The sequence below is a fragment of the Streptomyces sp. NPDC001852 genome, assembly GCF_042891825.1.
In the GTDB taxonomy this organism is placed as follows: Bacteria; Actinomycetota; Actinomycetes; order Streptomycetales; family Streptomycetaceae; genus Streptomyces.
Window position 1 is genome coordinate 123,309 of sequence record NZ_JBIATN010000009.1, and the last position, 26,334, is coordinate 149,642.

A 26,334-nucleotide genomic window follows, 5' to 3' on the forward strand; every position below is an offset into this window, starting at 1 on the left:
GATCGCTGGAGGGTCCGGACGGAGGGGCAGACCTGCTCCGCCCCCGCGCGACAGGTCCGCGGCGGGGAGGTCGACCCTGCTGCCTAGCCGGGGAAGACGGGGATGTCCCGGTGCCGGTCCCGGGTGCGGGGCGCGTCGACGCGCGCGGCGGCGCCGGGCGCGAGCCACAGGGGCGCCCGGTCGTCGAGGGTGACGGCGTGCGCGTCACCGTGGCGGAAGGAACTGCCGTCGGCTGCCTGCTTGCCGAGCACACCGTCGGGGTCCCCGGGGGGCGCCGGCCGGCCGGGGACGCCCAGGGTGGAGGTGTGGTGCGCGAAGGTGTGCGCCACGGACTGCGGCACGGGGGCGGCCTGCGGGCCGTACACGGCGACCGGCGCGGGTGCGCCGACGGCCGTACGGACCTGGGCGCGGGCGGGCCACTGGTCCTGCTCCCGCTTCGCCGGAGCGGGCGCCGCCGTACCGATGTGCTTCTGCGGGCCGGGCACCGCGGACTTCGGCCCCGGCGTCAACCGGACGGGCGAGTCCGCGACGTCACCGAGGTCGGGCAGCGGCAGGGAGGGCGCCGAGGCCCGGGGCTTGTCGACCACGGCCTGGACAACCGCGGTCCCGACGGTCCGGGAAACGGTGCTGAGCACGTCGCGTACGGGAGTGACGGCCCGTTCGCCGGCGGAGTGGACCTGGGCGGCAGCCCGTTCGGTGGCCGTGCGGACGGTCTGTACGGCCGGTGCAGCCGACACCGGCGGTGCAGCCGACACCGGCGGCGCAGCCGATGCCGCTTGCGCCGGTACCGGGGTCCCGTCGGCCGCGTGCGCCTGTTCGCCGCAGAGGAAACCCAGCGCGAACAGTCCGCCGACCAGCAGCGCCAGTTGGAGCGCACGCCGCCCGGCCGCCGTACGCAGCACGCGCACGGTGGTACCAAGGAGGGCTGCTGGGAAGGTCAAGGAGCTGGACATCCTCGGCTCGGTACGACACGGGCTCCGCCGATCCTTGCACGGCACGCCGGAGACCGCGCAAGCCCCCTGTTACCGATGGGTAGTCATGTCCCTTTTCTCGCCCCTTTCGTGTCCCGCGTCACACGGTGTCCGGTATGGGCAACGGCCGCTTCTCCAGTGCGGCGGCCATGACCTCGGGGAACAGGTCGGGCGTGCAGGCGAAGGCCGGTGCGCCGAGCGCGGCGAGCGACGCCGCGTGCTCCCGGTCATAGGCGGGCGCGCCCTCGTCCGACAGCGCGAGCAGCGCCGCGAACTGCACCCCGGACGCCTTCATCGCCGCCACCCGCTTGAGCATCTCGTCGCGGATGCCGCCCTCGTAGAGGTCGCTGATCAGCACGACCACGGTCTCGGCGGGCCGGGTGATCTGTGACTGGCAGTAGGCCAGCGCCCGGTTGATGTCCGTGCCGCCGCCGAGCTGGGTACCGAAGAGGACGTCGACCGGGTCGTCCAGCTGGTCGGTGAGGTCGACCACCGCCGTGTCGAAGACGACGAGCCGGGTGCTGATCGACCGCATGGAGGCGAGGACCGCCCCGAACACGGACGCGTAGACCACGGACGCCGCCATCGACCCGGACTGGTCGATGCAGAGGATGACCTCCTTCTTCACGGACTGGGCGGCCCGCCCGTATCCGACGAGCCGTTCCGGCACGACCGTGCGGTACTCGGGCAGGTAGTGCCTGAGGTTGGCCGCGATGGTGCGGTTCCAGTCGATGTCGTGGTGGCGCGGGCGGCTGATCCGCGCGCTGCGGTCGAGGGCACCGGTGAGAGTGGCCCGCGTACGGTTCGCGAGCCGTTTCTCCAGGTCCTCCACGACCTTGCGCACGACCGCGCGCGCGGTCTCCTTCGTCGTCTCCGGCATCGCCTTGTTCAGCGAGAGCAGCGTGCCGACCAGGTGCACGTCCGCCTCCACCGCTTCCAGCATCTCCGGCTCCAGCAGCAGCGAGGCGAGGCCGAGCCGGTCGATGGCGTCGCGCTGCATGACCTGGACCACGGAGGACGGGAAGTACGTGCGGATGTCCCCGAGCCAGCGCGCCACCGACGGCGCCGAGGCGCCGAGCCCCGCCGAACGGTCCCGTCCCGCCTGCGGTTTGTCACCCTTGCCGTAGAGGGCGGCGAGCGTGCCGTCCATCGCCGCGTCCCGCCCGGACAGCGCACACCCGGTGCCGTCCGCCTGCTCCCCACCGAGCACCAGCCGCCAGCGCCGCAACCGCTCCCGCGCCGCGTCCTCGACCTCCACCGGCCTCGACCCGACCGTCATACACCCACCCCCACAAGGCTGTTGTCCTCGACCACGCCGCACCCGGTCGGGTCGCTTCCAGTTGGGCCGGTCAGGCCGAGCAGCAGGCTCAGCACCGGCAGTACGGCGTCGGCGCGCTCGGTGTCCGGTTCGGCGGCGAAACCCGGTGTCATGGCAGCACGGGCCGTCCGGCCGGACGCGCCTCCGGAGCCACGCCGGACCAGTTCCCCGAGCGTTCTGCGCACCCCTGGCTCATACGCCGCGAACGTGCGGCGCAGCAGCGGCAGTACGTCCGTGAACGCCTCCACCGAGACCCCGGTCAGCCAGCTGTCCACCAGACCGAGCAGCCGCTCGTCGTGCACCAGCAGCAGTCCGCCTCCGCCGCCGACGAAGCCCTCGATCCAGGCGGCGGCGTCGGCGGGCGGAGTCCCGGGTGACAGCGCGAGCCCCATCAGCCGCGCCGCCTCGCCGGGCCCCAACTCACCGTCGTCCAACAGCAACCGAACCGCCCGCCCCCGCAGTACCCCGGGCACGCTGTCGCGCGACGACAAGGTCCCCAGCACCGCTCGCCAACGGTCGCGCAGGTCACCGGGCCCGGCACTGGGTACGGCACCGCCATCCGCACCGCCCCCGGCACGCCCTCCGGCCCCGGTCCCGGCGCCCGCACCCCCGTCAGTCCCGGCAAAGCCACCGGGGTCGGCGCGCTCGCCGGCACCGTCACCCGCACCCGCACCGAGGGCGCCAGGATCCCCCGTTCCCGCTCCCCCATTGGCATCACCGCGCCCCTCCACACCAACAAACTCACCGGCACCCGCCGCGGCCGGCGTCTGCGAGAGCAGTCCAACCGCCGTGTGCACGGCGTCGACATGGGTGCGCATCTGGTCCGCCGCATCCCTGTCGAGGGCGACGCACGCCGGTGGCAGGCCGACGAAGATCCGTCCGGCGAGGCCCGCGGCGACGTCGGCCAGCGCGCCGGTGTCGGTGCCGCGCACGTCCCCGTAGCGCAGGGAGCGGACCAGGGCGGGCAGGGCCTGGGCGAGATGACCCACGTCGGCGTCGAGCGCGGCCCGGTCGGCGAGGACCCGCATGACCACGGGCAGGGCGTCCGGCAGCCCGGCGAGCAGGCACTGTTCGGCGAGCGCGGTGACATCGGCGAGGGTCCGCGCGGCCGTCGCGTCCGCCTCGGCCTTGGCCTGCGCCGCGCCCCGTACGGTCGTCCCCCATACACCCGCCTCGGCGACCCGCACCGACAACTCCGGCTCCCAGCGCAGCCGCCACGTCTCCCGGAACGTGCCCGTACTCCCCCGTGACCGCGCCGGCTCGCCCCAGCCGACGCCGAGCAGCCGGAGCCGGTGCAGCAGCCTGCTGCGGCCGGCGTCGGTGTCGCCCCGCAGGTCCAGCTCCAGTTCGCGCTCCAGCGCCTCGGGTTTGAGCCGCAGCGAACGCTGCTGCCGGGCCAGGTCGCGCTGCAACGGGACCGCGGGCGCCGACGCCGGGACCTCTCCGAGGACGTCCCCGACCACCAGCCGGTCGTGCACCAGCGCCAGCGGCACGTCCGAGCCGTCGCCCATCACCGCGCGCACCGCCTCGGTGGTCTCGCTCAGCCCCGGCAGCGGGCGCCCGCGCAGCGCCGCCAGGGTCTCCGCGAGCCGGACGGCCTCGATGACATGGGCGGAGGACACGATGCGGTCCTCCTCCCGCAGCAGCCGCGCCACCTTGGTCAGCCACCGCTCGACCGGCCGGTCGGGGGCGTGGAACAGATGGCCGTACCACCCCGGCGAGTCGATGCCCGCACCGTAGCCGCCGGACCGGGCGAGCCTGCGGTGGGTCCAGGGCACCCAGGTCAGGTCGGTCCTGGCCTTGGGCAGGCCCTTCAGCAGGGACCGGTCGGCGGTGACCGTGGACTTCTCGCGCAGCGCGGGCACATGCCAGGCCCCGCAGACCACGGCCACCTCCTCCCCGAACTCCTTGCGTGCCGCGCGCAGCCGGAGCCGCATGTGCGCCTCGCGGACCAGGTCCCGGGAGTGCCCGCCGGCGCCGTACCGCTCGCGGAGCGCGGCCATCGCCTCCTCCAGCGCGGCGAAGGGCGCGAAGGGGTCCCGCTCCCCCGGGCCCCGGTGCTCGACCACGTCCTCCCACCAGCGCTCCGGATCGTCGTGTCCGGCGGCCTCGGCGAGCACGGCGAGCGGGTCGACCCGGACCTGTTCCCCGCTGTCCGGGCCGGCACCGGTGGGCAGCGGATCCGCCGCGGTCTTCTCCTTCTCGTTCTCCTCCCACGCGAGCGTGTGCGCGGCCGGCAGGTCGATGAAGCGGGCCGGGAGACCGTGTTCCAGGGCCCAGCGGATCGCCACCCATTCGGGGCTGAACTCGGCGAACGGCCAGAACGCCGAGCGGCCTGGCTCGTCCACGGCGTGGGCCAGCAGGGCGACCGGGGGCCGCAGGTCCGGGTCGGCGGCCAGGGGGATCAGCGCGTCGGCCTCGGGCGGGCCCTCGATCAGAACGGCGACGGGCCGGGCGGCGTCCAGGGCGCTGCGCACCGCGCGGGCGGAGCCGGGGCCGTGGTGCCGCACGCCCAGCAACAGCGGTCCGGAACCATGGGCCTTGGGCCAGCGGCTGTCGTCGGTCATGCGCTCACCTCCCGGCACGCGCGGTAGAAGTCCGTCCAGCCGTCGCGCTCGCGGACGACCGTCTCCAGGTACTCCTGCCAGACGACCCGGTCGGCCGCCGGGTCGCGCACGACGGCGCCGAGGATGCCGGCGGCTACATCACCCGGCCGCAGCACGCCGTCCCCGAAGTGCGCGGACAGAGCGAGGCCGCCTGTGACCACGGAGATCGCCTCGGCCGTGGACAGCGTGCCGCTGGGCGATTTCAGCTTGGTGCGGCCGTCGGCGGTGATGCCGTCCCGCAGCTCGCGGAAGACGGTCACGACGCGGCGGATCTCCTCGATGCCGTCGGGCGCGGCCGGCAGGTCGAGGGAACGGCCGATCTGCTCGACCCGGCGGCTGACGATGTCGACCTCGGCGTCGGCGCTCTCGGGCAGCGGCAGCACCACGGTGTTGAAGCGGCGGCGCAGCGCGCTCGAGAGGTCGTTGACCCCTCTGTCCCGGTCGTTGGCGGTGGCGATGAGGTTGAACCCGCGGACCGCCTGTACCTCCTGGCCCAGCTCCGGGATGGGCAGGGTCTTCTCGGACAGGATCGTGATCAACGTGTCCTGCACATCGGCCGGGACACGGGTCAGCTCCTCCACCCGGGCCGTCATGCCCTCGGCCATGGCGCGCATGACGGGGCTGGGCACGAGGGCGTCACGGCTCGGCCCGTGCGCGAGCAGCTGCGCGTAGTTCCAGCCGTACCGGATCGCCTCCTCCGGGGTGCCGGCCGTGCCCTGCACCAGCAGGGTGGAGTCACCGCTGACGGCGGCCGCCAGGTGCTCCGACACCCAGGTCTTGGCGGTGCCGGGCACGCCGAGCAGGAGCAGGGCACGGTCGGTGGCGAGTGTGGTGACGGCCACCTCGATGATCCGGCGCGGGCCCACGTACTTGGGTGTGATCACGGTGCCGTCCGGCAGGGTGCCGCCGAGCAGGTACGTCGCCACCGCCCACGGCGACAGCTTCCAGCGGGCCGGACGCGGGCGGTCGTCCTGCCCGGCGAGTGCGGCGAGTTCGGCGGCGAAGGCGTGCTCGGCGTGCGGTCGCAGTGCCTGTGCGTTCTCGGACGCGCCCTCGCCATCGGTCGGTCCGGCGGTGGTCGGTCGCACGGACGCAGAAGCAGACGTGGCAGACGCAGGCATGGCTGACATGGCTGAGGCCCCCTCCAGCTCGGCCGGTTCGGATCTGGCATCCACCGTGCACCACGCCACTGACAATCGCTCTGACCTGCGGAGACACCCGCTCCGGACGGATTGTCAGTGGCGGGGCGTACCGTCGGAGGCATGACTGAGCAGGGGGTGCGCTGGACCGCGGAACAGGTGCTTTCGCTGGCGCCTGACGCCACGTCACGCGCGGCGGGAGGCAAGCTCGGCGCGGCCGGTCCGTGGTCCGAGGCGGGGAGCGGGGAGGGGACGGTGTGGGGGCTGTGCAAGGGAAGCGGCAGCAGGCCGTACCAGACGGTGGTCGATCTCGCCGGCCCGGCCGGACCGGCGTACACGTGCAGTTGTCCGAGCCGGAAGTTCCCGTGCAAGCACGCGCTCGGACTGCTTCTGCTGTGGGCGGGTGACGACGGCTCGGTCCCGGCGTCCGCAGAGCCGCCGGCCTGGGCCGAGCAGTGGCTCGCGGACAGACGCAGGCGCGCCGACGGCAAGCAGCCCCGGAGCGAGGGGAGTTCGGGGAGCGGATCCGCCGATCCGGCGGCGGCCCGGCGGCGGGCCGAGCGCCGGGCCGAGCGGGTCACCGCGGGTGCGACGGAGCTGGAGCAGCGCTTCGCGGACCTGCTGCGCGGCGGCCTGGCCGCGGCCGAGCAGGCGGGGTACGGCCTGTGGGACGAGACGGCGGCCCGCATGGTCGACGCCCAGGCGCCCGGACTGGCCTCACGGGTGCGGGAGTTGGGGGCGATACCGGCGTCGGGTGCGGGCTGGCCGGCCCGGTTGCTGGAGGAGTGCGCGCTGCTGCATCTGCTCGACCAGGGCTGGCTGCGCCGCGACCGGCTGCCGGACGCCCTCGTGGCCACGGTCCGCTCCCGGATGGGCCTGCCCGCCACGGCGGACGGCGCGCCGCTGCGCGACCGCTGGCTGGTCCTCGCCCAGTACGACACGGTGGACCCGAAACTGACGACCCGCCGGATTTGGCTGCACGGCGCCACCTCGGAGTGCACCCGGCTGCTGCTGTCCTACGGCGCGGCCGGCCGGGCTCCGGAGCTGTCCCTGCCGGTCGGGCTGGTGCTGGACGCGGAGCTGTCAGCCTATCCGGGAGCAGGCCAGTCCCGGTCCGCCCTGGGCGAGCGGTTCGCCCCGCCCGAGCCGGCCGCACTCCGCCCACCGGGCACGAACACGGCCGAGGCGGCGGCCCGGTACGGCGAGGCGCTGCGCGACGACCCCTGGCTGGAGTCGGTCCCGGTGACGCTGGGTCAGGTGATACCGGTCCCGGACGGCGACGAGTGGCAGCTGGCCGACGCGGACACGGACTCCGCCCTGCCGCTGACCCGGGCCGCCCGTTCCCGCCCCGGCCTGTGGCGGCTGGTCGCCCTGTCCGGCGGCGCCCCGGTCACGGTCTTCGGCGAGTGCGGCCACCGCGGCTTCACCCCGCTCACGGCCTGGCCGCAGGGCCCGGGCGAGGCGGTGCCACTGTGCTGACCTCTCCGCCGGCACGGCGCGGCACCTTCGGACACGCCCGGCACGGCGAGGCCTCCGACGACCGAGTCGGGTGGTGGGTGGGCGCGGTGCGGTCCAGGGCCGCAGCCCCCGGCGGGGTCTGGGGCGGAGCCCCGGCTACCGGCCGCCGGCCTGCCGACAACCGCCGGAACCCGTCGGGACGCTAAGGAAAGGAACGCGATGAACGCGACGACGCCCTCGGCCGACCTGGCCCCCGCTGCCCCGGCGATCTCCTGGGAGGACCTGGTCACGACCGCTCTCCTCGGCACCGACCGGCGCCCCGCGGCGTACGCCGGGTCCGTTCGCGAGGCACCCCTGGCGCTCCTCGACCAGGCCGCCGTGGCGACCGTACGGCGGCGGGCCGGGCTGCGGCCCGCGCGGGCGGCAGCCCGGCCGGACCCGGCGCCCGAGGATCACCGCCCGGCCCTGCCTCCCGCGGCGGCCCGCAGACTCGCCACGCTGCTGGCCGACCGTTCCGGCGGCGGGGGCGGCGGCCGCCGGGGCAGCTCACCGGACCTCATGGAGCTGCTCCCGCAGTGGCTCGCGGCGGCCAACGCCCACGGATACGCGGCACCCCCGCAGACACTTCCCGCCCTGCTGGACGCGGCCCGTGGCCGTACGGACCTGCGCCCGGCGGCGCTGGCGTTCGCGGGCCCCCGGGCGCTGTGGCTGGCCCGGCTGAACACGGACTGGCGCTTCGCGCTGCGCGCGGCCCCCGGCGGCGGTGCGGCGCTGCCCGACCCCGGCGACACCCAGGCGGTGCGCGAGCTGTGGCAGGAGGGGCTGTTCGCCGAGCGGGTGGCCCTGCTGGGCGCGCTGCGCGCCGTTGCGCCCGCGCTCGCGCACGAGCTGCTCGCGTCGACCTGGTCGACGGAGCGGGCGGAGGACCGGTTGATGTTCCTCGACTCGCTGCGCACGGGCCTTTCCGCCGCGGACGAGCCGTTCCTGGAGCAGGCGCTGGGCGACCGCAGCCGCAATGTGCGGGCGACGGCGGCGGAGCTGCTGTCGGCGCTGCCCGCTTCGGCGCTCGCCGCGCGCATGGCCGTACGGGCCGCCGCATGCGTGGCCCTCGACCTCACGAGGAATCGGCCGGCGATCGTGGTGAAAGCGCCGCTCGAGTGTGACTCCGGCATGGAGCGCGACGGTGTGGTGGCCACACCGCCCGCAGGCAGAGGAGAACGCTCATGGTGGCTGGGGCAGTTGGTGGAGGCAGCCCCGCTGTCCACCTGGCCGGAGCGGCTCGGCGGGCAGGCGGCGCAGGAGATCGTGGCCCTGCCGGTGACGGACGACTGGCAGGGCGAACTGCACGCGGCCTGGTGCCGGGCGGCGGTGCGGCAGCGGGACCCCGAGTGGTCGAGGGCGCTGCTCGGCTCGCCGGCAGCGCCGGAGGCCGGCGGGCCGGGCGCGGTGTCGCTGGCCGAACGCGCGAAGCTGCTGGCCACCCTGGACCCGGCGGAACGGGCCGCATGGGTGGCCGGGTTCATCGCCACGCACGGACTGTCGGAGGCGTTCCAGCTACTCGGGGTGTGTGCGGTGCCCTGGGCCGCGCCGCTGGGCCGGGCGGTCGTGGACGCGCTCAACATCGCACGCGACGCGGGCAGTTACCCCTGGAGCTTCAGCGGAGTGATGGGGCTGGCCGAACGCTGCCTGGACCCTGCGCAGGCCACCCGGCTCGAGGCGCTGCTGGCGATACCAGACGAACGGGAGGACGCGGCGCCGGGAGCCGGAGGCTACTGGGCGGAGGCGTTCCAGCGACTGGTGACCACACTGCGGCTGCGCGCGGACATGGCCGCGGAACTCGCCCCGAACCGGCCCCCACTCGCCGAACTGCCTGCCCGACCGCCGGAGGCGGCCGCTCAACCGCCGGAGGCAGCCGACTGACGGACGTTCTCCCGCACCCACTGAACGATCGACGCGGTCGTCGCGCCCGGCGTGAAGATCTCCGCGACGCCCTTCTCCTTCAGCGGCGGGATGTCCTCGTCCGGGACGATGCCGCCGCCGAAGACGAGGATGTCCTCGGCGTCGCGCTCCTTGAGCAGGTCGATCACCGCGGCGAACAGCGTGTTGTGCGCGCCGGAGAGGATGGACAGGCCGATCGCGTCGGCGTCCTCCTGGATGGCGGTGTCCACGATCTGTTCCGGCGTCTGGTGGAGCCCGGTGTAGATGACTTCCATGCCGGCATCGCGCAGGGCACGCGCGATGACCTTGGCCCCCCGATCGTGGCCGTCGAGCCCTGGCTTGGCGACCACCACGCGGATCGGACCGGCTGCCACACCCATCACTGCCTCCATCAAACGACCACGGAAGCGATCGCTTCCGTCCCCAACGACAAGTACCGCACTTTTGGCGCGTTCCGCCACCGTCGCGAAGTGAACGAACGTTATCTCCAGCATCCCGCAACCGGCAGTTTTACGGTGCGCAGCGAGGGGGAAATCACATGGTGGGACATGAGGGCACACGGGGGATCGAGCCGTCCTCCGGCGTGCCGACAGGAGGTCGGCCCATGAAGGTCACCGGAGTACTGCCACTTTTTCTCCCGTTCTGCCGGCGCCTGTGGCCCGGCAGACTCGCCGGAATCTCCGTGGCGCTGCTCAAGGCGACCGCCCTCGAGGCCGCGATCCTGGCCGGTCATCTCCTGCTGTATCCGACCGGCCTCACCCAGGAACGCCGCACCCCCGCCCTGCCCGCCCAGGGCGGCACCACCCAGCTGCCGCTCCGATCCGGCCCGCCGGTGGTGCTGCTGCACGGTTTCATCGACAACCGCTCGGTGTTCGTGCTGCTGCGCCGCAACCTCACCCAGCACGGCAGGCAGCACGTCGCATCGCTCAACTACTCCCCGCTGACCTGCGACATCCGTGCCGCCGCCGAGCTGCTCGGCCGGCACGTCGAGGAGCTGTGCGAGCGCACCGGCAGCGACCGGGTCGACATCGTGGGGCACAGCCTCGGCGGACTCATCGCCCGTTACTACGTGCAGCGCCTGGGCGGTGATCTGCGGGTGCGCACCCTCGTCACACTGGGTACGCCGCACTCGGGGACCCGCGCGGCCCCTCTGGCCAACGCCCACCCGATCGTGCGCCAGATGCGGCCCGGCTCGGGAGTGATCGAGGAGCTCAATCGGCCCGCACCCGGCTGCCGTACCCGGTTCGTCAGCTTCTGGAGCGACCTGGACTCCGTGATGGTGCCGCTGGAGACGGCCCGCCTGGAGCACCCGGACCTCGACGCGCAGAACGTCCGGGTGACCGGCATCGGGCATCTCGCCCTGCCGGTGCACCCCGCCGTGGCGGCCGGAATACGCGAGGCTCTCGACTCCCCGCACCCCGAGGACCGGATCGCCGGCGGTCTGACGGTGGCGTGACGGCGGTGTGATGGTGGCGTGAAGCATCCGACGGCGGAGTGACGCACAGGTGACGAACAGTCACCACACATAGAACAGCAATCGAACTCTCGGCCAAACTCGTGTCCGGCGCCCCCCGAAACGCCGCCGATTGCCCGTTTACGGCGGGCGCGAAACCACCCGAAGATTGTCGCGCCCAGGTACCGGCGGGTACAGTCACCGCACTGCTCTGGCAGCCCCTGTTGTCGAGGCGAAAGAGAAGTTGGTGAACGACCGTCACCCGTCGGGGACCATGACCACCCCGGCCCCGGCTTCCGACGCCTCCGCCGCGCACTACGCGCCGTACGGAACGCATGAAGCCCACTACGGTGACTTCACCACGTACGGCGGCTACGGCACCACCGGGTTTCCGGACGGCACCGGCACCTTCTCCGCCGACCCGCTCTTCGGCAGCCTGTCCGGCCAGCAGAGCAGCGGCGCGTACGACAGCACACAGTGGCAGACCGGCCAGGCCCTGAACTACGACCCGTACGCGGCCCAGCACCACGCCGCCTACGACTCCGGCGTCTACGACTCCACCGCCTGGACGATTCCCGCCCAGGCGACGGGCAACGACATCAGCGGCCAGTGGGACACGAGCACCTGGCTGCCGCCCGACCAGTCCGGCATCGCCGACCCCACCCAGCAGTGGGCGTGGGGCACCCAGACCTTCGAGTCGGGCACGTTCGACGCCACGCAGTGGAATTCCGGCGGCCAGGCCGTCCCGATGGAGGCAGAGCAAGCTGCCGAACCGTTCGTCCAGCAGTCCGCACCCGTCTTCGACCAGGCCGGCGGCCCGCAGGCGACCTCGGCCTTCCCGCAGGTGCCGTACGACCCGACGCCGTACGAGGACGAGGTGCCCTACGAGGACGAGGTGCCCTACGAGGGCAGCGCGTTCGGCGAACAGCACACCGGGGGCGACGAATCGGGCGTCACGGGTGAATCGCCCGCCGGGCCCGGCCTGCTGGACGACCAGGAAGAGAGCGCGCCGGCGACGCGGGTCGGCGCGCGCAGTGCCGCGCGCTCCCGCCGTCGTACGCCGGCCAAGCGCTCGGCGCTGCTGACCGTCGCCGTGCCCTCGGCCTGTGTGATGGGCGTCGCCGGCATCGCCGCAGCCTCGGTCGGCGCGCTGACCGACGACGGCCAGGACACCACCGCCTCCGCCCCGGACGCGCACACGGTCAAGGCCTCGGCCGCCAACAGCAAGCTGGACTCCCAGCTCAACACCCTGTCCGCCGGCGCCCACGACTTCGCCGACCGGGCGAGCCGTACGCAGGAGCGGCTCGACCTGAAGAACCAGCAGGAGCTGGAGAAGAAGAAGGCCGCCGCGGCGGCCGCGCTCAAGGAACGGCTGCGCCCCAAGTTCGTGCTGCCGGTCACGCAGAAGGGGCTCAGCGCCTACTTCGGCCAGGCGGGCGTGAACTGGATGTCCGTGCACACGGGCATCGACTTCCCCGTCGCCTACGGCACCACGGTGATGGCCGCCACCGACGGCACCGTCACCACCAAGTGGAACAGCGCCTACGGCAACATGATGATCGTGACGGCGAAGGACGGCACGCAGACCTGGTACTGCCACCTGTCCAGCTACCGCGTCGCCTCGGGGACGGTCGTCAAGGCCGGCGAGCCGATCGCCTACTCCGGCAATTCCGGCAACTCCACCGGGCCGCATCTGCACTTCGAGGTACGGCCCGCGGGCGGGGCTGCCATAGACCCGCTGCCGTGGCTGCGCAGCCACGGCCTCGACCCCACCTGAGTGGTCCCGTGGGCCCTCGCCGAGCGGCGAGGGCCCTTGGACCTACAGCTTCTCCACCGGCGCGTACCGCAGCAGCAGCCGCTTCGGCTTGGTGTCGCCGAAGTCGATCGTCGCCTCCGCGTTCGCGCCCGTGCCCTTCACGGCGACGACCGTGCCGAGCCCGAACTGGTCGTGCGTGACCCGGTCCCCGACGGCCAGGGTGACCACCGGCTTCTCCGCGGTGCGCCGGGTGGCGAACCCCGACGCGCCTGACGCCGAGGAACGCGAGCGGGACGAGGACAGCGAGGCCGCGATCCCGGAGGCCGGCCCGGACGAGACCGGTGCCGTCGCCCCCGTCCGCTTCCAGTCCACATGGGTGGGCGGGATCTCCTCCAGGAAGCGGGAGGGCGGGTTGTACGACGGCTGGCCCCAGGCGCTGCGCATCGCCGACCGCGTCAGGTAGAGCCGCTCCCGCGCGCGCGTGATGCCGACGTACGCGAGGCGCCGCTCCTCCTCCAGTTCCTTGGTCTGGCCGAGGGCGCGCATGTGCGGGAAGACGCCGTCCTCCATGCCGGTCAGGAAGACGACCGGGAACTCCAGGCCCTTGGCGGTGTGCAGGGTCATCAGGGTGATGACGCCGGAGCCTTCCTCGTCCTCGTCGGGGATCTGGTCGGAGTCGGCGACCAGGGCGACCTGCTCCAGGAAGTCGGCCAGCCCCACCGACTCGCCCTCGCCGCGCGCCTGCTCGAACTCCAGGGCCACGGCGGCGAGTTCCTGGAGGTTCTCGATGCGGGTCTCGTCCTGCGGGTCGGTGGAGGCCTGCAACTCGGCGAGATAGCCGGTGCGTTCGAGTATGGCCTCCAGCACGGTCGCCGGTCCGGCGCCGGACTCGACGATCGTGCGCAGGTCCTCCATCAGGGTGTTGAACCGCTTGACGGCGTTGGTGGAGCGCGCGGCCATGCCGTACGCCTCGTCCACGCGCTTGAGCGCCTGCGGGAAGCTGATCTTCTCGCGCTGGGCGAGGGCGTCGATCATCGCCTCCGCGCGCTCGCCGATGCCCCGCTTGGGCACGTTGAGGATGCGGCGCAGCGGCACCGAGTCCTCGGGGTTGGCGAGGACCCGCAGGTAGGCCAGGACGTCCCGGACCTCCTTGCGCTCGTAGAAGCGGACACCGCCGACGACCTTGTAGGGCAGGCCGACGCGGATGAAGACCTCTTCGAAGACACGGGACTGTGCGTTGGTGCGGTAGAAGACGGCGACGTCACCGGCCTTGGCCTCGCCCGCGTCGACCAGGCGGTCTATCTCGTCGGCGACGAACTGGGCCTCGTCGTGCTCGGTGTCCGCGACGTAACCGGTGATCCGTGCGCCCTGGCCGGCGTTGGTCCACAGGTTCTTCGGGCGGCGGGACTCGTTGCGCTCGATGACCGCGTTGGCGGCGGACAGGATGGTCTGCGTGGAGCGGTAGTTCTGCTCCAGCAGGATCGTCGTCGCGTTCGGGTAGTCCTCCTCGAACTGCAGGATGTTGCGGATGGTCGCGCCCCGGAAGGCGTAGATCGACTGGTCCGCGTCACCCACGACGCACAGCTCGGCGGGCGGGAGGTCGTACTCGCCGGGCGGGGTGTCGCCCTCCTCGGCGGAGCGCTCCCCGGTGCCGACGAGCTCCCTCACCAGCGCGTACTGGGCGTGGTTGGTGTCCTGGTACTCGTCGACGAGGACGTGCCGGAAGCGGCGGCGGTAGTGCTCGGCCACGTCCGGGAAGGCACGCAGCAGGTTCACCGTCGTCATGATCAGGTCGTCGAAGTCGAGCGCGTTGGCCTCGCGCAGCCGCGACTGGTAGAGCGCGTAAGCCTGGGCGAGGGTCTTCTCGAAGCCGTCGGTGGCCTGGGCGGCGAAGTCCTCCTCGTCGATCAGCTCGTTCTTCAGGTTGCTGATCTTCGCGCTGAACGACTTCGGCGGGAAGCGCTTGGGGTCGAGGTCCAGATCGCGGCAGACCAGCGCCATCAGGCGCTTGCTGTCGGCGGCGTCGTAGATCGAGAACGACGACGTGAAGCCGAGCTTCTTCGACTCGCGGCGCAGGATGCGCACGCACGCGCTGTGGAAGGTCATCACCCACATCGCGTTCGCGCGCGGGCCGACGAGGTGCTCGACGCGCTCCTTCATCTCGCCCGCGGCCTTGTTGGTGAAGGTGATCGCGAGGACCTGGCCAGGGTGCACGTGCCGCTCGGCGAGCAGGTGGGCGATGCGGTGGGTGAGCACGCGGGTCTTGCCCGAGCCGGCGCCGGCGACGATGAGCAGCGGGGAGCCGGCGTGCACGACCGCGGCGCGCTGGTTGTCGTTCAGCCCCTCCAGCAGTGCCGCCGCGTCGAGCGCGGGGCGCGGGGCGCCGTCGCGGTAGTAGGCGTCCCGGTCCGGCGGCACGTCGAACTTCCCGCCGAACAGATCGTCCGGAAGCGGCTCCGGAGCGTGATCGTCCTCGGGCGGCGGATGTTCCTCCTCGTGCCCGCGAGGGGGCTGGAGGTCCGCCAGGAAGCTGTCGTCAAAGAGGCTGCTCATCGCTCTACGAGTCTAGGGCGCCCCACCGACAACCGTTCGCCGTCCCAGAAACCGACCGGCGCGGGCCAATGCGGAAAACCTTCCTTACGCTGCGGAATCACCCGATGACGCAGACGCGATTCCGGGCTCAGATCACGAAAATGTATCGGACATATCACGCACCAACCTTCACACTAGTCACACCAGTTGGCTAGGTTGCCGTCAGGCCGCGTGCGCGGCCTCCGCCGAGTCCGGCGCGCCCGCATGGCGCCCGGAGCCGGGGACCCACCGACTTTGGGGTGAATCGGCCGGCTCCCACCCGGGACGCCACCGTAGGGCAACCCTTCCGAACCACCGCCCGAACCCGACAGCTAACCCGGTAGGCGGCCCATTGGAAGGAGTCGCCTCCCTTGGCGTCGCACCGCAAGCCGCGCCCCGGCGGGACCATCGGAACGGGCCTTCGCACCCCCGCCCTCGCCACCGCCGCCCTCACCTCCATGGCCGTGCTCTCGCAGACCGCCGAGGCCGCCCCGAGTACCGATCACGCCAAGCCGAGCCTGGAGGAGGTCGAGAAGAAGGTCGACGACCTCTACCGCCAGGCGGAGTCGGCGACCGAGAAGTACGACGCGGCCAAGGAGCGGTCCGTCAGACAGCGGGGCCGCGTCGACGCCCTGCGCGACGACCTCGCCCGGCGCACGGCACGCCTCAACAAGGCCCGCGAAGAACTGGGTTCCTTCGCCGCGGCCCAGTACCGCACCGGCACCGCCGCTCCCGACACGGCCACCTTCCTGCTGGCGAACGACCCGCAGGACTACTTCGACCAGACGCAGCTGATGAACCGGCTGACCTCGCGGGAGAAGAGCGCGGTCGACGACTACATCGGCGAGCAGGCCGCAACCATGAAGAAGCGGCGGGAGGCCGCGGAGAGCCTGCAGACGCTAACCGACTCACAGCACGACCTGCAGACCGCCAAGTCCACCGTCCAGCAGAAGCTGGCCTCGGCGCGCGAGCTGCTGTCGCAGCTGACGGCCCAGGAGAAGGCCCGGCTGGCCGCCATCGAGCGGGAGCAGCAGCAGGAGGCGGCGCGCAAGGCGGCCGAGCTGGCGAAGCAACAGGCGGCCCAGCAGCAGGCCGGCTCGTCGTCGTCCTCGGGCACCGGCTCCGGCTCCGGCTCGACGGGCTCCGGCTCGACCGGATCCACGGCGTCCGGCTCGTACGACACGAAGGCCGAGAAGGCGATCGCCTTCGCCCGCGCGCAGATCGGCAAGCCGTATGTGTGGGGCGCCACCGGCCCGGACTCCTACGACTGCTCGGGCCTCACCCAGGCCGCCTGGAAGGCCGCCGGCGTCACGCTTCCGCGCACCACGTACGACCAGGTCAACGCAGGCACCACGGTCTCGCTCGCCGACGCGCGGCCAGGCGATCTGATCTTCTTCTACGACGACATCAGCCACGTCGGTGTCTACATAGGCAACGGCATGATGATCCACGCCCCGAAGCCGGGCGCGTACGTCCGCGAGGAGTCGATCTACTACGGCGGCGAGTCGATCATCCACAGCGTCGTACGACCGGGCTGACCATCCGCCCCCCGGACACGGCGGCCGGCCCCGTCACTTGCGCCGTCCACGCGCGCGTGCCGACGCATCACCGTCCCACGCGCGCGTGCCGGCGTCCTGGTCGCCTCCGGTGCGGCGCTCGCCGCCCCCGCCGGTGGCAGGGACGGATGACCGTCAGGTCCACAGGACGGCGATGAAGATGTTCGTCATGGTCAGCGTGCCGACGAGTCCGAACAGGCCCTTGTCGATCTTCTCCTCGTCACGCTTCACGTAGACCAGTCCAAGGATCACGACCAGCAGCGCCAGCTTGACGCCGATCTTGATGGTGTTGACGTGGTGGTCGTCGGCCTGGTTGAGACCGACCAGGGCCACGCCGGTGACCAGCATGGTCAGTGCGCCGTGCAGCATGCCGGGCACGAACCGGGCCGTGCCCTGGCCCATCGCCTTCATCTGGGTGAGGAAACCGCCGAGCAGCGCGGCGATGCCGATGATGTGCAGGCCGACGAAGAGATGGATGAGTACGTCCATGGGCCCGGAGCCTAACCAGGGGCCCAGCAGCCTCCTGTCACCGGCCCCGGCCACAGCGGTCGGCGAGCGCGCGGACGATCTTGCATATATGCGCCCCATAGCACCCGGAGCCTCGCCTCCGTCCCGCTTTCCGGGCTTCGGTCACCACGCTGCGTGAAGCCGACGACTCCAGACCGGCCGTGCGGTCACTTGCGGTCACATTCCGGTCCGTCGAGGCCAGTTCCGTACACTGCGTTACCCAGTCGTCACAGTCGGGCCTAGCGTCCTCCCCCAGGTGACCGGCTCCCCACCGCCGCCCGGGCCAGGGGCGGCCGTCGGCCACCACCGCCGAGAAGGTCCGGCGGTGGCCCGCTTCCCCTGTGCGGGCCGCCGCCGGACGCACGGACCTCTCGGTCGTGCGAGTCGTACGGAAGGACGTGACGGTCCAGGTGGCAGCGCACCGCAAGCCCCGGCAACGTTCGATGGGCGGGCATACGGCCCGGACGGCCGCCACACTCGCCCTGGCGGGCGCGGCCACCGCGACGGGGTTCGACGGGACGGGTCACGCCGAGCCACAGCTGACGCCGGCACAGGTGAAGGCCAAGGTGGACGAGCTGTACCAGGAGGCCGAGGCCGCGACCGAGACGTACGACGGCGTCAGGGAGAAGGCGGACGCGGCGCAGCGGCGGCTGAACGCGCTGCGGGACGAGACCGCCCGCAAGCAGCAACGGCTCAACACCGCCCGGGACGCACTGGGTTCGTTCGCGGCGGCGCAGTACCGCGAGGGCGGCTTCGCACCGACCTGGCAGCTGGCGCTGTCCGGCGACCCGGACCGGTACCTGGACGACGCCGCGTTCGTGGAGCGGGCCGGTGACCGGCAGGCCGCCGCCGTGTCCCAGGTGCGCGGACAGCTGCGGGAGATCGAGCAGTTGCGAGGCGCGGCGCGCATCGAGCTGACGTCGCTGCGGTCCCGGCAGGCCGAGCTGCGACGGCAGAAGAAGGCCATCACCGCCAAGCTGGACGCGGCCCGCCAACTGCTGGCGCAGCTCGCTCCACAGCAGCGGGCCCAGATCACCGGTGGTGACGTCACTCTGCCGGGACGTGCCTCCCGCTCGGCCTCGGACACCCGGGACGCGCTGGAGCAGGCCGGGACGGTCACCGCCCCGAACGCGCGCGCCGCGGCTGCCGTCGACTACGCCTACGCCAAGCTCGGCAGCCCCTATGTGTGGGGCGCGGCCGGCCCGAACGCCTTCGACTGCTCGGGGCTGGTGCAGGCCGCCTACCGCGCCGCCGGCATCTCCCTGCCGCGCACCACCTACGCCCAGATCGACGCGGGCCGACGCGTCTCCCGCTCCGAACTCCAGCCGGGGGACCTGGTGTTCTTCTACTCCGGGATCAGCCACGTCGGCATCTACGTGGGAGACGGACAGATCATCCACGCCCCGAACCCCTCGGCACCGGTCCGGCTGGCCCCCCTCGACCTGATGCCGTTCGCGGGGGCGACCCGGGTGGCCTAGGCCCGGCCCGCAGGGGTCAGACCAGCCGGCGGGCCGTCGCCCAGCGGGTCAGCTCGTGGCGGTTGGACAGCTGGAGCTTGCGCAGGACCGCCGAGACATGGGACTCGACGGTCTTCACCGAGATGAACAGCTGCTTGGCGATCTCCTTGTAGGCGTAGCCACGGGCGATCAGGCGGAGCACCTCGCGCTCGCGCTGGGTGAGGCGGTCCAGGTCCTCGTCCACGGGCGGGGCGTCGGTGGAGGCGAAGGCGTCCAGGACGAACCCGGCCAGGCGCGGGGAGAAGACGGCATCGCCCTCCTGGACCCGGAAGATGGAACCGACCAGGTCGGTGCCGGTGATGGTCTTGGTGACATAGCCGCGGGCGCCACCGCGGATCACGCCGATCACGTCCTCCGCCGCGTCCGACACGGACAGCGCGAGAAAGCGGACGGGCCGCTCGGCGTCCGCCATCAACGGCGCGCATCGGCGCAGCACTTCGACGCCGCCGCCGCCCGGCAGGTGGACATCGAGGAGGACCACCTCGGGCCGGGTGGCGGTGATGACGGTGACCGCCTGGTCGACGTCCGCGGCCTCGCCGACCACCTCCACGCCGGTCTCGGCGGTCTGCCCGATCTCTGCCTGGACGCCGGTGCGGAACATCCGGTGGTCGTCCACGAGCACCACCCGTACGTGCCGTCCGCCCGCGCCGCCGACAGCGCCGGACGCGGCCCCCTCGGGGGTGCCCGCCGTGCCGTTCGCCTCGGTCGCGTCGCTCATGACGTCTTCTCCGCCCTCTCCATCTCCAGCTCGACCTCCGTGCCACCGCCCGGCACGGACCGCAGCCGGGCCGTGCCGCCGTTGCGTTCCATGCGGCCGATGATCGATTCTCTGACGCCCATGCGGTCGGCGGGTATCGAGTCGAGGTCGAAGCCGGGCCCGCGGTCGCGCACGGACACGAACACCGTCCTCCCCTCGACTTCGGCATAGACCTGTACGGCGCCGCCCTCGCCACCGTACTTGGCGGCGTTCACCATTGCCTCACGCGCGGCCTGCATCTGCGCGCCGGTTCTCTCGTCCAGTGGGCAGTCGCCGACGACGACGACCTCGATGGGCACCCCGTGCTTGTCCTCCACCTCGGCGGCGTTGCGCCGGACCGCCTCGGCGACCGTGTCCGGCTCGTCGGCCTCGTCCCTGCCGGTGCCCTCCGGCTTGTACAGCCAGGTACGCAGGTCTCGCTCCTGGGCGCGGGCGAGGCGGCGCACCTCGCCCGCGTTGTCGGCGTTGCGCTGGATCAGGGTGAGGGTGTGCAGCACGGAGTCATGGACGTGGGCGGCGACCTCGGCACGCTCCTGGGCGCGGATGCGCATCAGGCGTTCCTCGGACAGGTCCTGGGTCATGCGGACCAGATAGGGGCCGGCGAGAAGCGTGATGCCGACGAGGACGGCGAGGGCCGCCTGCAGGACCGCGCCGAGATGGGCGGCCGAGCCCTGCAGCACGAAGATGGCGGACACACCGGCCGTGACGAGCAGGACACCGCCGGCCGCGCGCAGCAGGGTGAGGGTGCGGCGCCGGCGTCCGACCTCGACCCAGCGGGCCCGGCGGGCGTTGTCGGCCTGACGCCAGACGAGGGCGACACCGGCCGCGACGAGGACGGCGGGCAGCAGATACGCCTTGGCCGCGCTGGTCGGATTGACGCTGCCCACGAAGACCATGGACACGATGACCATGAGGAGCAGGGCGACGATCTGCCCGCGGTCCGGCTTGCGGGCCACGAGTCTGCGGCGGCCGCCCGGCGCGGTCTCCGTGGCGACCAGTGGTGGCTTGTGGTCTCCCACGCCACCGACGCCGAGCGGGACGAAGAACCAGAACGCCGCGTACAGCAGCGCGCCGAGGCCGTTGGCCATGAAAAGGCCGACGAACGCGAGTCGCACCCAGATGACGGGCAGCCCGAGATGCCCGGCGAGGCCCCGCGCCACTCCGCCGAGCCAGCGTCCGTCGCTGCTGCGGTAGAGCTTGCGCGGCGGCCGCGGGTCGTCGACTGGCAGGCTTGCGGCTTCCGGCATGCCAACGATGGTCACATGCCCGGCGGGGCCAGGCATCAGGGTCGGCCCCCGAGACGCCCCTGATCTTCCTCGGGGCCCGGTCGGGGAGGACCGGGCAGGGGCGGCCGCGGGCGGCTCGAACGGTTCCCCGCCTCGTGTCAGGGCCGATTTCAGGGTTCGGCCAGGGTCGTCCCGACTGCCGCGGCGGCGGCCGGGCCGTCACCATGGACGCATGACGGATCACGAGCACGCCGCGACGGGTCCGGGACCCGGCACCGGCCCGCGCCCGGCCCCGGGCACCGGACCGACGGATGCCGCGCCCGCCGCGACGCAGAAGACGGGAGCGGCCGGCGCCGGCGCCGATACGCACGCCGACGCACTGCAGCGGGATCAGGAGCAGCACGGCGCCGGAGCCCCCGAGGGGTTCCGCCGTGACCGCGGGCACAAGATGATCGCGGGCGTGTGCGCGGGCCTCGGCCGGCACACCGACATGGACCCGGTGGTCTTCCGGATCACCCTCGCCGTGCTGTCCGCGACCGGCGGCATCGGCCTCATCTTCTACGGCTTCGCCTGGCTGCTGGTGCCGTACGAGGACGAGGAGGAGAACGAGGTCCGCAAGCTGCTGACGGGCCGGGTCGACGGCCAGGCGCTCGCCGCGGTGCTGTTCGCCCTGGTCGGCTGCGGCGTCCTCCTGACCATGCTGAGAAACGGCGGGGTGCTGGCCTTCGCCGTGGTGCTCTCCCTGCTGCTGGCGGGCGCCGGGTACTGGTCGCGGCGCCGCGGCGCCACCGATCCCGACCCGCTCGCCGCCCAGGCCGCCGCCGACGCGCCGCCGGAGGCCCAGGCGCCGCCGGTCGTCGCGATCTACCCGTCGTGGTGGCGGGACCCGATCGTCAAGGACGGCAGCCACGTCGGCGGCACGGGCTATCTGTGGGGGCCCGGCGACGCGCGCAACCGGGACCTCACCTCGGTGCTCGACGTCGGCATCGCCACTCCCTGGACGCACCCCGGTGCCATACAGCAGCCGCAGCCGAGTGCGCCCCCGAGACCGCGCGGCCCGCGCTGGATCGGCGGCTGGGTGTTCCTGCTCGCCCTGGTGGCGGGCGGCCTGGGCACGGGGCTCACGTGGGACACCCACCCGCTGGGCACCAGCCTGCAGACCGGTCTGGCGTGCGCCCTGGCGGTCTTCGGCCTGGGCATCACGATCAGCGCGTTCCTCGGCCGCACGGGAGCCGGGACGGTCTTCCTGGCGATCGTCACGGCGGCGCTGCTCGCCGGGGCGGCGGCCATGCCCAAGGACATCACCACCCGCTGGAGGGACACCGCCTGGACGCCCGCCGCGACGGCCCAGGTACGGCCGGCGTACGACCTCGGCACCGGGCGCGGCACGCTGGACCTGAGCCGGGTCCGTCCGGGCAAGGGGCGGACGGTCGCGACGGACGCCCACGTGGGCGCGGGACAGCTGAAGGTGATCGTGCCGGCGGACGCGACCGTGCGGATGGACATCGAGGTGGGCGTCGGAGACATCCGGTTGCCCGGGGACAGCAGGAAGGACGTGGACGTGCAGCCGCGCAGGCTCAAGAACGTGACGCTGGCGCCGGCCAAGGGCGCCAAGGCCACGGGCACGCTGGACCTCACGTTGAAGGTCGGTGTGGGACAGGTGGAGGTCGATCGTGCTGCGTCATGAGTTCCAGCCCGGGAAGCTGGTCGCCGGTCTCTTCGTCACCGCCACCGGTGTGGTCTTCGCGGGAGACGCGGCCGGCCTGTGGGAGACGTCGTGGTTCGCGGTCGTGCCGCTGATCGTGGGTGGCCTGTTCCTCGCCGGTGCCACGGCGGCCGTGGCCCGGGGCATACGGAGACGGGGCGACGCCGAAAGCCGCTGACGGCCGAGATCCAGCGGGACGCCGGGGTCCGGCTGTCGGTGGGTGGTCGGCAGTGGGTGAGTGGCCGACCGCCGTGGGTGTCCGGTGTCGGCTAGCGGTAGCCGCCCAGTCGCTGTCGGCGGCGGGCTCGCCAGGCCGCGTCCACGGAGAGATAGGGCGCGCCGGCGAGGATCAGGGGGATCCAGGCCATGAAGTAGGCGAGATCGTTGCCGTAGTAGTAGGGGGTCGTCGACCAGCTGACCGTCATCCACAGGCTGAACGAGATCAGCGCGCCGCCGAGCGCCGCCAGCCGGGCGAGCAGACCGAGCAGGGTGCCGATGCCGACGGCCAGTTCACCGAGGGCGATGGCGTAGCCGAAGCCGACCGGGGCCTTCAGGGCCAGGTCGACCAGGGCCGGGATGGCGGCGGAGTCGCGGGCCGAGCGCATGGTGTCGCCGATGGACCCGGCGCCGCCGGACTTCAGGAAGGAGCTGCTGGTGAGCTTGTCCAGGCTGGCGTAGATGAAGGTGACGCCGAGGAAGACGCGCAACGGCAGCAGGGCGTAGTGGGCGGCGGTGTCCCGCCATCCGCCCGAACCGTTCAGCCGGTTCATGTGCGTGTCCGTCCGCATGCCGTGAGTCATCGTCGCCGACCGCCTCTCGCCCGCAGTTCCGCCCCCTCACTTTGACCATACGTACGACAAGGAGGAGCAGTTCAATCCCAACCCGGATGTTTTTCCGGATTTCGGCCCCTCGTGCGAGGAGGCCGGGCGGGGTCGTCGGGCTCCGCTCGGACGCGGCCCAGGATCTGCCGCACCGGGCGGCCGAGTACCCGGCCGACGGTGGCCGGTTCCTCGGGCGTGAGCAGAGGGCGCTGCGGATTCAGGCGGCGATCTCGAAGCGGGCGAAACCGCACGGCCAGTCGTAGCCCCGCCGGTCCAGGGAGGTGTCGGTGGTGCAGAAGGGGGTGGTGATGTCGAGGGTGGGCAGGAGGCCCTTGTGTTCCTCCAGCAGGTCCGCGCACCCGTCGCGGTCGACGGAGGCACCTCAGTGCGGGCAGCCGATGCGCATCAGGTTCTGGCCGCAGTCGACGGCGGCGATCGCATCGTGCCGGTCGACGTCCAGTTCGACGTCGTCCGGGTCGGCCTCGGTGCCGTCCGTCGAGGCGGAGACCAGTTCCAGGACCAGGGCCGCGGCATGCTTCCCGGCGTCCGGTGCGGGCTGCCAGTGCGGGTCGGCCGGTATCACCGACAGGACGCTCTCGCTCATCGGTCCGCCGCTCCCCCGCCGCTCACTCCGTCACCTGGACGATACAGCGGTTGGTCGCCACCCCGGCCGCGGTGACCACCTGCACCTCCACCGCGCCGGGCTCGACATCCGCGGGTACGGGCACGGTCAGGACGCTGTCGGTGGGGTTGCTGAAGCCGCCGGTGACGGGGACCAGCGGGACGTGCACGTCGACGCTGCCGATGCGGACCACCATGCGGGAGAGCCGGTCGGCACTCTGTGCGCCGGGCGGTACGAAACCGGCGCCGCGGATCTCGATGTCGTCGCCGGTGCGGATCGGCCCGTCCAGGTCGCCGGGTTCCCGGGCGCGGACGACGGAGAGGACGACCGGGCGGCCGCCCTCGGCGTACTTGCCGGCGAGGTAGGTCACGGCCGAGATCAGCACGACCATGCCCAGCCCCCAGGGCAGGTCGGGCAGTTGGTCGGGGCGGCGGGCCAGCCGGACGGCGGCGAACAGCAGGGCGACGGCGCTGATGGCGACGTACTGGATGTCGGTGAAGGCGCCCCGGCCGGCGTCGTCGGTGAGCAGGTCGGCGGCGCGCGGCCGGTGCGCCGGCACCTTCTGCAGCCGCTGCGCCAGAATGCGCAGGCCCACCACCCGGCGGACCAGGACGGCGATGCCGCACACCACGGCGAGGACGGTCACCACGCCCGCGCCACGCTCGAGGTCGAGGCCCGAGATCAGCGCGTCGCGTTCGGTGTGGTCGGAGGCGGCGGCCAGCCGGGCGGCCAGCAGCAGGACGGCGTAGCCGACGAACAGCACCCAACAGGCGGCGACCGTACGGGAGGTGGACATCCGGTTGTCCTCGCCGATCACCGGTGCCAGCGCCCCGCCACGCGCCCGGTGCAGCCAGGAGGCGGCGCCGAGCACACCGGCGACGACGAGCGCGGCGGTCAGGGCCGCGGTGCGGGCGCCGGTCCAGCCCGCACCGACCGCGGTGAGCGCCTCGCCGAGCAGCAGTGCGAGCACCGCGCCCCACACGGTGCAGACCGTGCGCAGCCACAGCCGGGCCAGCCATGCCTCGCCCTCGGTGCGGCCGCGTTCGGCGACGGCCTCCGCCCCCTGGGTCAGTTCCTCGGAGACCCACTGTCGGGAGGCCGAGGCCGAGTGGGCCACGGCCACCGGCAGGCCCTGCCCGGCCGCGAACTCGTCCCGGCGGCGCAGGAAAGCGGCGACGGCCCGCCGGTGTCCCTCCCGGGCGCCGTGCGGACAGTCCCCGCAGGCGCAGCCGCCCAAGTGCCCGGCACCAGTGCCCTGTCTCGCCTCCTGCACCGCCACGACCTGCGCCCGCCTTCCCCACGACCTGCCGGCGCGGCCGGCGGGCCCTCCGGGGAAGGCCTCGCCGCCGCACAAGTCCCTTGCATCGACAGCGAATTGTGCCCTACGCCGGGCCGTCCGGGACCCCCGGACCGGGTCACGGCGGGTGAAGTACGAGCCGCCGTGTTGACCCGGCTGCGAGAATTCCCGTATGGCCGAGATCATCCAGCGGGACGGGTCCTGGGCCTTCGACGGCAACACGATCCGGATCACCCCCGGACTGCACCGCTGCGTTCCGCTGTTCCGGCAGACGTACGGCGAGGTCTCCGTGCCGCTGGAGGCGGTCTCGGACGTGGTCTACGAACCCGAGCGCAAGCGGGGCCGGCTGAGGATGCGGCTGCGCGAGGGCGCCGATCCGCTGCTGCAGGCGACGGGTGGGCGGCTGCCGGACCCGGCCGACCCCTACCGGCTGACGGTGGACGCGGACCGCGGCGGGGTCGCGGAGTACGTCGCCGAGGAGATCCGGCACGCCCTGCTCCTCGACCGGGTCCCCAAGGAGCCGACGACCGCCTATCTGCTGCCGGGCCCGCCGGTACCGGTGTCCGTGCGGTCCTCCGACGGCACGGTCTCCTTCGACGGCACACAGGTGCGCATCGACTGGGCCGACACCTCCGACCGGGTCAAACGCGCGACCGGCCCGCGGATCATCGGCCTCGGCGATCTGGTGCAGGTGGAGTGGCTGCCCAACTCCGGGTACGAAGACGGGTTTCTCCGGTTCGTGACCCCGGAGACGGTGTTCTCCAAGCTGCCGCCCGAGCGGGACCCCTACACCCTGGACCTGTGGGGCAGCGTGCGGCGCGATCTGCTGACCGCGCTGGTCGCGACGGCCGTCACCGCCCGCCTGCCGCACCCCTCCACCCGCACGGGTGGCGCCTACGACGACCGGGGCCGGCAGCGCTCGGCCGTACCGGGGCGGGCCGACCACCATGACGTACTGCTGCGCCGGCTGCGGGAGTTGGGGGAGCTGCACCGGGACGGGGTGCTCACGGACGAGGAGTTCGCGAGGACCAAGGCGGCCGTGCTGAGGGGCTTCGGCTGAGCGGGCCCGGCCTCCCGCCCAGGCTTGGGCCGAGCAGGCCGAGCCGCCCGCCGGGG

21 protein-coding genes and 1 riboswitch are annotated in these 26,334 nt (G+C 72.9%); of the genes, 9 read left to right on the plus strand and 12 right to left on the minus strand.

Translation table 11 applies throughout. The features are described from left to right. Positions 1 to 83 precede the first annotated feature (83 nt). From ACFYZB_RS17600 to ACFYZB_RS17615, 4 genes are all read right to left on the minus strand, one after another. Positions 84 to 953, minus strand: coding sequence for a hypothetical protein (locus ACFYZB_RS17600; RefSeq protein WP_388759252.1), 870 nt, complete (start codon positions 951 to 953; stop codon positions 84 to 86). A 118-nt stretch (positions 954 to 1,071) separates the two neighbouring features. Further along, entirely contained in the window at positions 1,072 to 2,250 is a 1,179-nt protein-coding gene (locus tag ACFYZB_RS17605; protein WP_351210554.1) for a VWA domain-containing protein, read from the minus strand. After that, entirely contained in the window at positions 2,247 to 4,856 is a 2,610-nt protein-coding gene (locus tag ACFYZB_RS17610) for a DUF5682 family protein (protein ID WP_388759253.1), read from the minus strand. Before ACFYZB_RS17610 ends, ACFYZB_RS17605 begins: the two co-directional genes overlap by 4 nt. Beyond that, positions 4,853 to 6,016, minus strand: a complete 1,164-nt coding sequence (locus ACFYZB_RS17615) for an AAA family ATPase (protein WP_388759255.1) — start codon at positions 6,014 to 6,016, stop codon at positions 4,853 to 4,855. The genes ACFYZB_RS17610 and ACFYZB_RS17615 overlap by 4 nt, the downstream gene beginning before the upstream one ends. Positions 6,017 to 6,157: 141 nt before the next feature. Between ACFYZB_RS17615 and ACFYZB_RS17620 the strand changes: the two genes are divergently transcribed. Together ACFYZB_RS17620 and ACFYZB_RS17625 are read left to right on the plus strand one after the other, a co-directional pair. Then, complete coding sequence (locus ACFYZB_RS17620) at positions 6,158 to 7,513, plus strand: SWIM zinc finger family protein (protein WP_388759257.1); 1,356 nt, start codon at positions 6,158 to 6,160, stop codon at positions 7,511 to 7,513. Positions 7,514 to 7,711: 198 nt separating this feature from the next. Continuing rightward, entirely contained in the window at positions 7,712 to 9,412 is a 1,701-nt protein-coding gene (locus ACFYZB_RS17625) for a DUF5691 domain-containing protein (RefSeq protein ID WP_388759259.1), read from the plus strand. Here the strand turns inward: ACFYZB_RS17625 and ACFYZB_RS17630 are convergent. Next, positions 9,388 to 9,810 (minus strand): cobalamin B12-binding domain-containing protein, encoded by a 423-nt coding sequence (locus ACFYZB_RS17630; RefSeq protein WP_351210670.1) that lies wholly within the window; start codon positions 9,808 to 9,810, stop codon positions 9,388 to 9,390. The genes ACFYZB_RS17625 and ACFYZB_RS17630 overlap by 25 nt on opposite strands. 224 nt (positions 9,811 to 10,034) lie before the next feature. Between ACFYZB_RS17630 and ACFYZB_RS17635 the strand changes: the two genes are divergently transcribed. Then, on the plus strand, positions 10,035 to 10,886 hold the full coding sequence (locus ACFYZB_RS17635) for an alpha/beta fold hydrolase (RefSeq protein ID WP_351210544.1): 852 nt from the start codon (positions 10,035 to 10,037) through the stop codon (positions 10,884 to 10,886). A gap of 244 nt (positions 10,887 to 11,130) precedes the next feature. Then, entirely contained in the window at positions 11,131 to 12,660 is a 1,530-nt protein-coding gene (locus tag ACFYZB_RS17640) for a M23 family metallopeptidase (protein ID WP_388759261.1), read from the plus strand. A 42-nt stretch (positions 12,661 to 12,702) separates the two neighbouring features. Here the strand turns inward: ACFYZB_RS17640 and pcrA are convergent, their stop codons facing one another. Further along, positions 12,703 to 15,192 (minus strand): DNA helicase PcrA, encoded by a 2,490-nt coding sequence (pcrA, locus tag ACFYZB_RS17645; protein ID WP_388759263.1) that lies wholly within the window; start codon positions 15,190 to 15,192, stop codon positions 12,703 to 12,705. A 212-nt stretch (positions 15,193 to 15,404) separates the two neighbouring features. Beyond that, positions 15,405 to 15,574: riboswitch (cyclic di-AMP (ydaO/yuaA leader) on the plus strand. A 7-nt stretch (positions 15,575 to 15,581) separates the two neighbouring features. On the opposite strand from pcrA, the gene ACFYZB_RS17650 reads away from it, so the two are divergent. Next, positions 15,582 to 16,748, plus strand: coding sequence for an NlpC/P60 family protein (locus ACFYZB_RS17650; RefSeq protein ID WP_388759265.1), 1,167 nt, complete (start codon positions 15,582 to 15,584; stop codon positions 16,746 to 16,748). A 153-nt stretch (positions 16,749 to 16,901) separates the two neighbouring features. On the opposite strand, the gene ACFYZB_RS17655 is transcribed toward ACFYZB_RS17650, so the two are convergent. Then, entirely contained in the window at positions 16,902 to 17,255 is a 354-nt protein-coding gene (locus ACFYZB_RS17655; RefSeq protein ID WP_351210535.1) for a hypothetical protein, read from the minus strand. Positions 17,256 to 17,683: 428 nt separating this feature from the next. Here ACFYZB_RS17655 and ACFYZB_RS17660 point away from each other — a divergent pair, with 428 nt between their 5' ends. Further along, a complete protein-coding gene (locus ACFYZB_RS17660) occupies positions 17,684 to 18,751 on the plus strand; it encodes an NlpC/P60 family protein (protein ID WP_388759496.1) in 1,068 nt (355 codons plus the stop codon). Positions 18,752 to 18,767: 16 nt separating this feature from the next. Here ACFYZB_RS17660 and ACFYZB_RS17665 read toward each other — a convergent pair whose 3' ends face one another. Both ACFYZB_RS17665 and ACFYZB_RS17670 read right to left on the minus strand, forming a co-directional pair. Then, complete coding sequence (locus ACFYZB_RS17665; RefSeq protein WP_388759267.1) at positions 18,768 to 19,508, minus strand: LuxR C-terminal-related transcriptional regulator; 741 nt, start codon at positions 19,506 to 19,508, stop codon at positions 18,768 to 18,770. After that, positions 19,505 to 20,830: a PspC domain-containing protein gene (locus tag ACFYZB_RS17670; protein WP_388759269.1), complete on the minus strand. Its 1,326-nt coding sequence runs from the start codon at positions 20,828 to 20,830 to the stop codon at positions 19,505 to 19,507. Before ACFYZB_RS17670 ends, ACFYZB_RS17665 begins: the two co-directional genes overlap by 4 nt. 175 nt (positions 20,831 to 21,005) lie before the next feature. On the opposite strand from ACFYZB_RS17670, the gene ACFYZB_RS17675 reads away from it, so the two are divergent. Together ACFYZB_RS17675 and ACFYZB_RS17680 are read left to right on the plus strand one after the other, a co-directional pair. Next, a complete protein-coding gene (locus ACFYZB_RS17675) occupies positions 21,006 to 22,460 on the plus strand; it encodes a PspC domain-containing protein (protein ID WP_388759271.1) in 1,455 nt (484 codons plus the stop codon). Continuing rightward, the gene (locus ACFYZB_RS17680; RefSeq protein ID WP_388759272.1) at positions 22,447 to 22,656 is read left to right on the plus strand and encodes a hypothetical protein; all 210 of its coding nucleotides are present in this window, start codon (positions 22,447 to 22,449) and stop codon (positions 22,654 to 22,656) included. Before ACFYZB_RS17675 ends, ACFYZB_RS17680 begins: the two co-directional genes overlap by 14 nt. A gap of 91 nt (positions 22,657 to 22,747) precedes the next feature. On the opposite strand, the gene ACFYZB_RS17685 is transcribed toward ACFYZB_RS17680, so the two are convergent. The 3 genes from ACFYZB_RS17685 to ACFYZB_RS17695 form a co-directional block, all read right to left on the minus strand. Beyond that, a complete protein-coding gene (locus tag ACFYZB_RS17685) occupies positions 22,748 to 23,278 on the minus strand; it encodes a DoxX family membrane protein (protein ID WP_351210525.1) in 531 nt (176 codons plus the stop codon). 403 nt (positions 23,279 to 23,681) lie between these two features. Beyond that, entirely contained in the window at positions 23,682 to 23,903 is a 222-nt protein-coding gene (locus ACFYZB_RS17690) for a hypothetical protein (RefSeq protein WP_388759274.1), read from the minus strand. A 22-nt stretch (positions 23,904 to 23,925) separates the two neighbouring features. Further along, a complete protein-coding gene (locus ACFYZB_RS17695) occupies positions 23,926 to 25,200 on the minus strand; it encodes a hypothetical protein (protein WP_388759276.1) in 1,275 nt (424 codons plus the stop codon). 190 nt (positions 25,201 to 25,390) lie between these two features. On the opposite strand from ACFYZB_RS17695, the gene ACFYZB_RS17700 reads away from it, so the two are divergent. Continuing rightward, positions 25,391 to 26,278, plus strand: coding sequence for a DUF4429 domain-containing protein (locus ACFYZB_RS17700; RefSeq protein ID WP_388759278.1), 888 nt, complete (start codon positions 25,391 to 25,393; stop codon positions 26,276 to 26,278). Positions 26,279 to 26,334 lie beyond the last annotated feature (56 nt).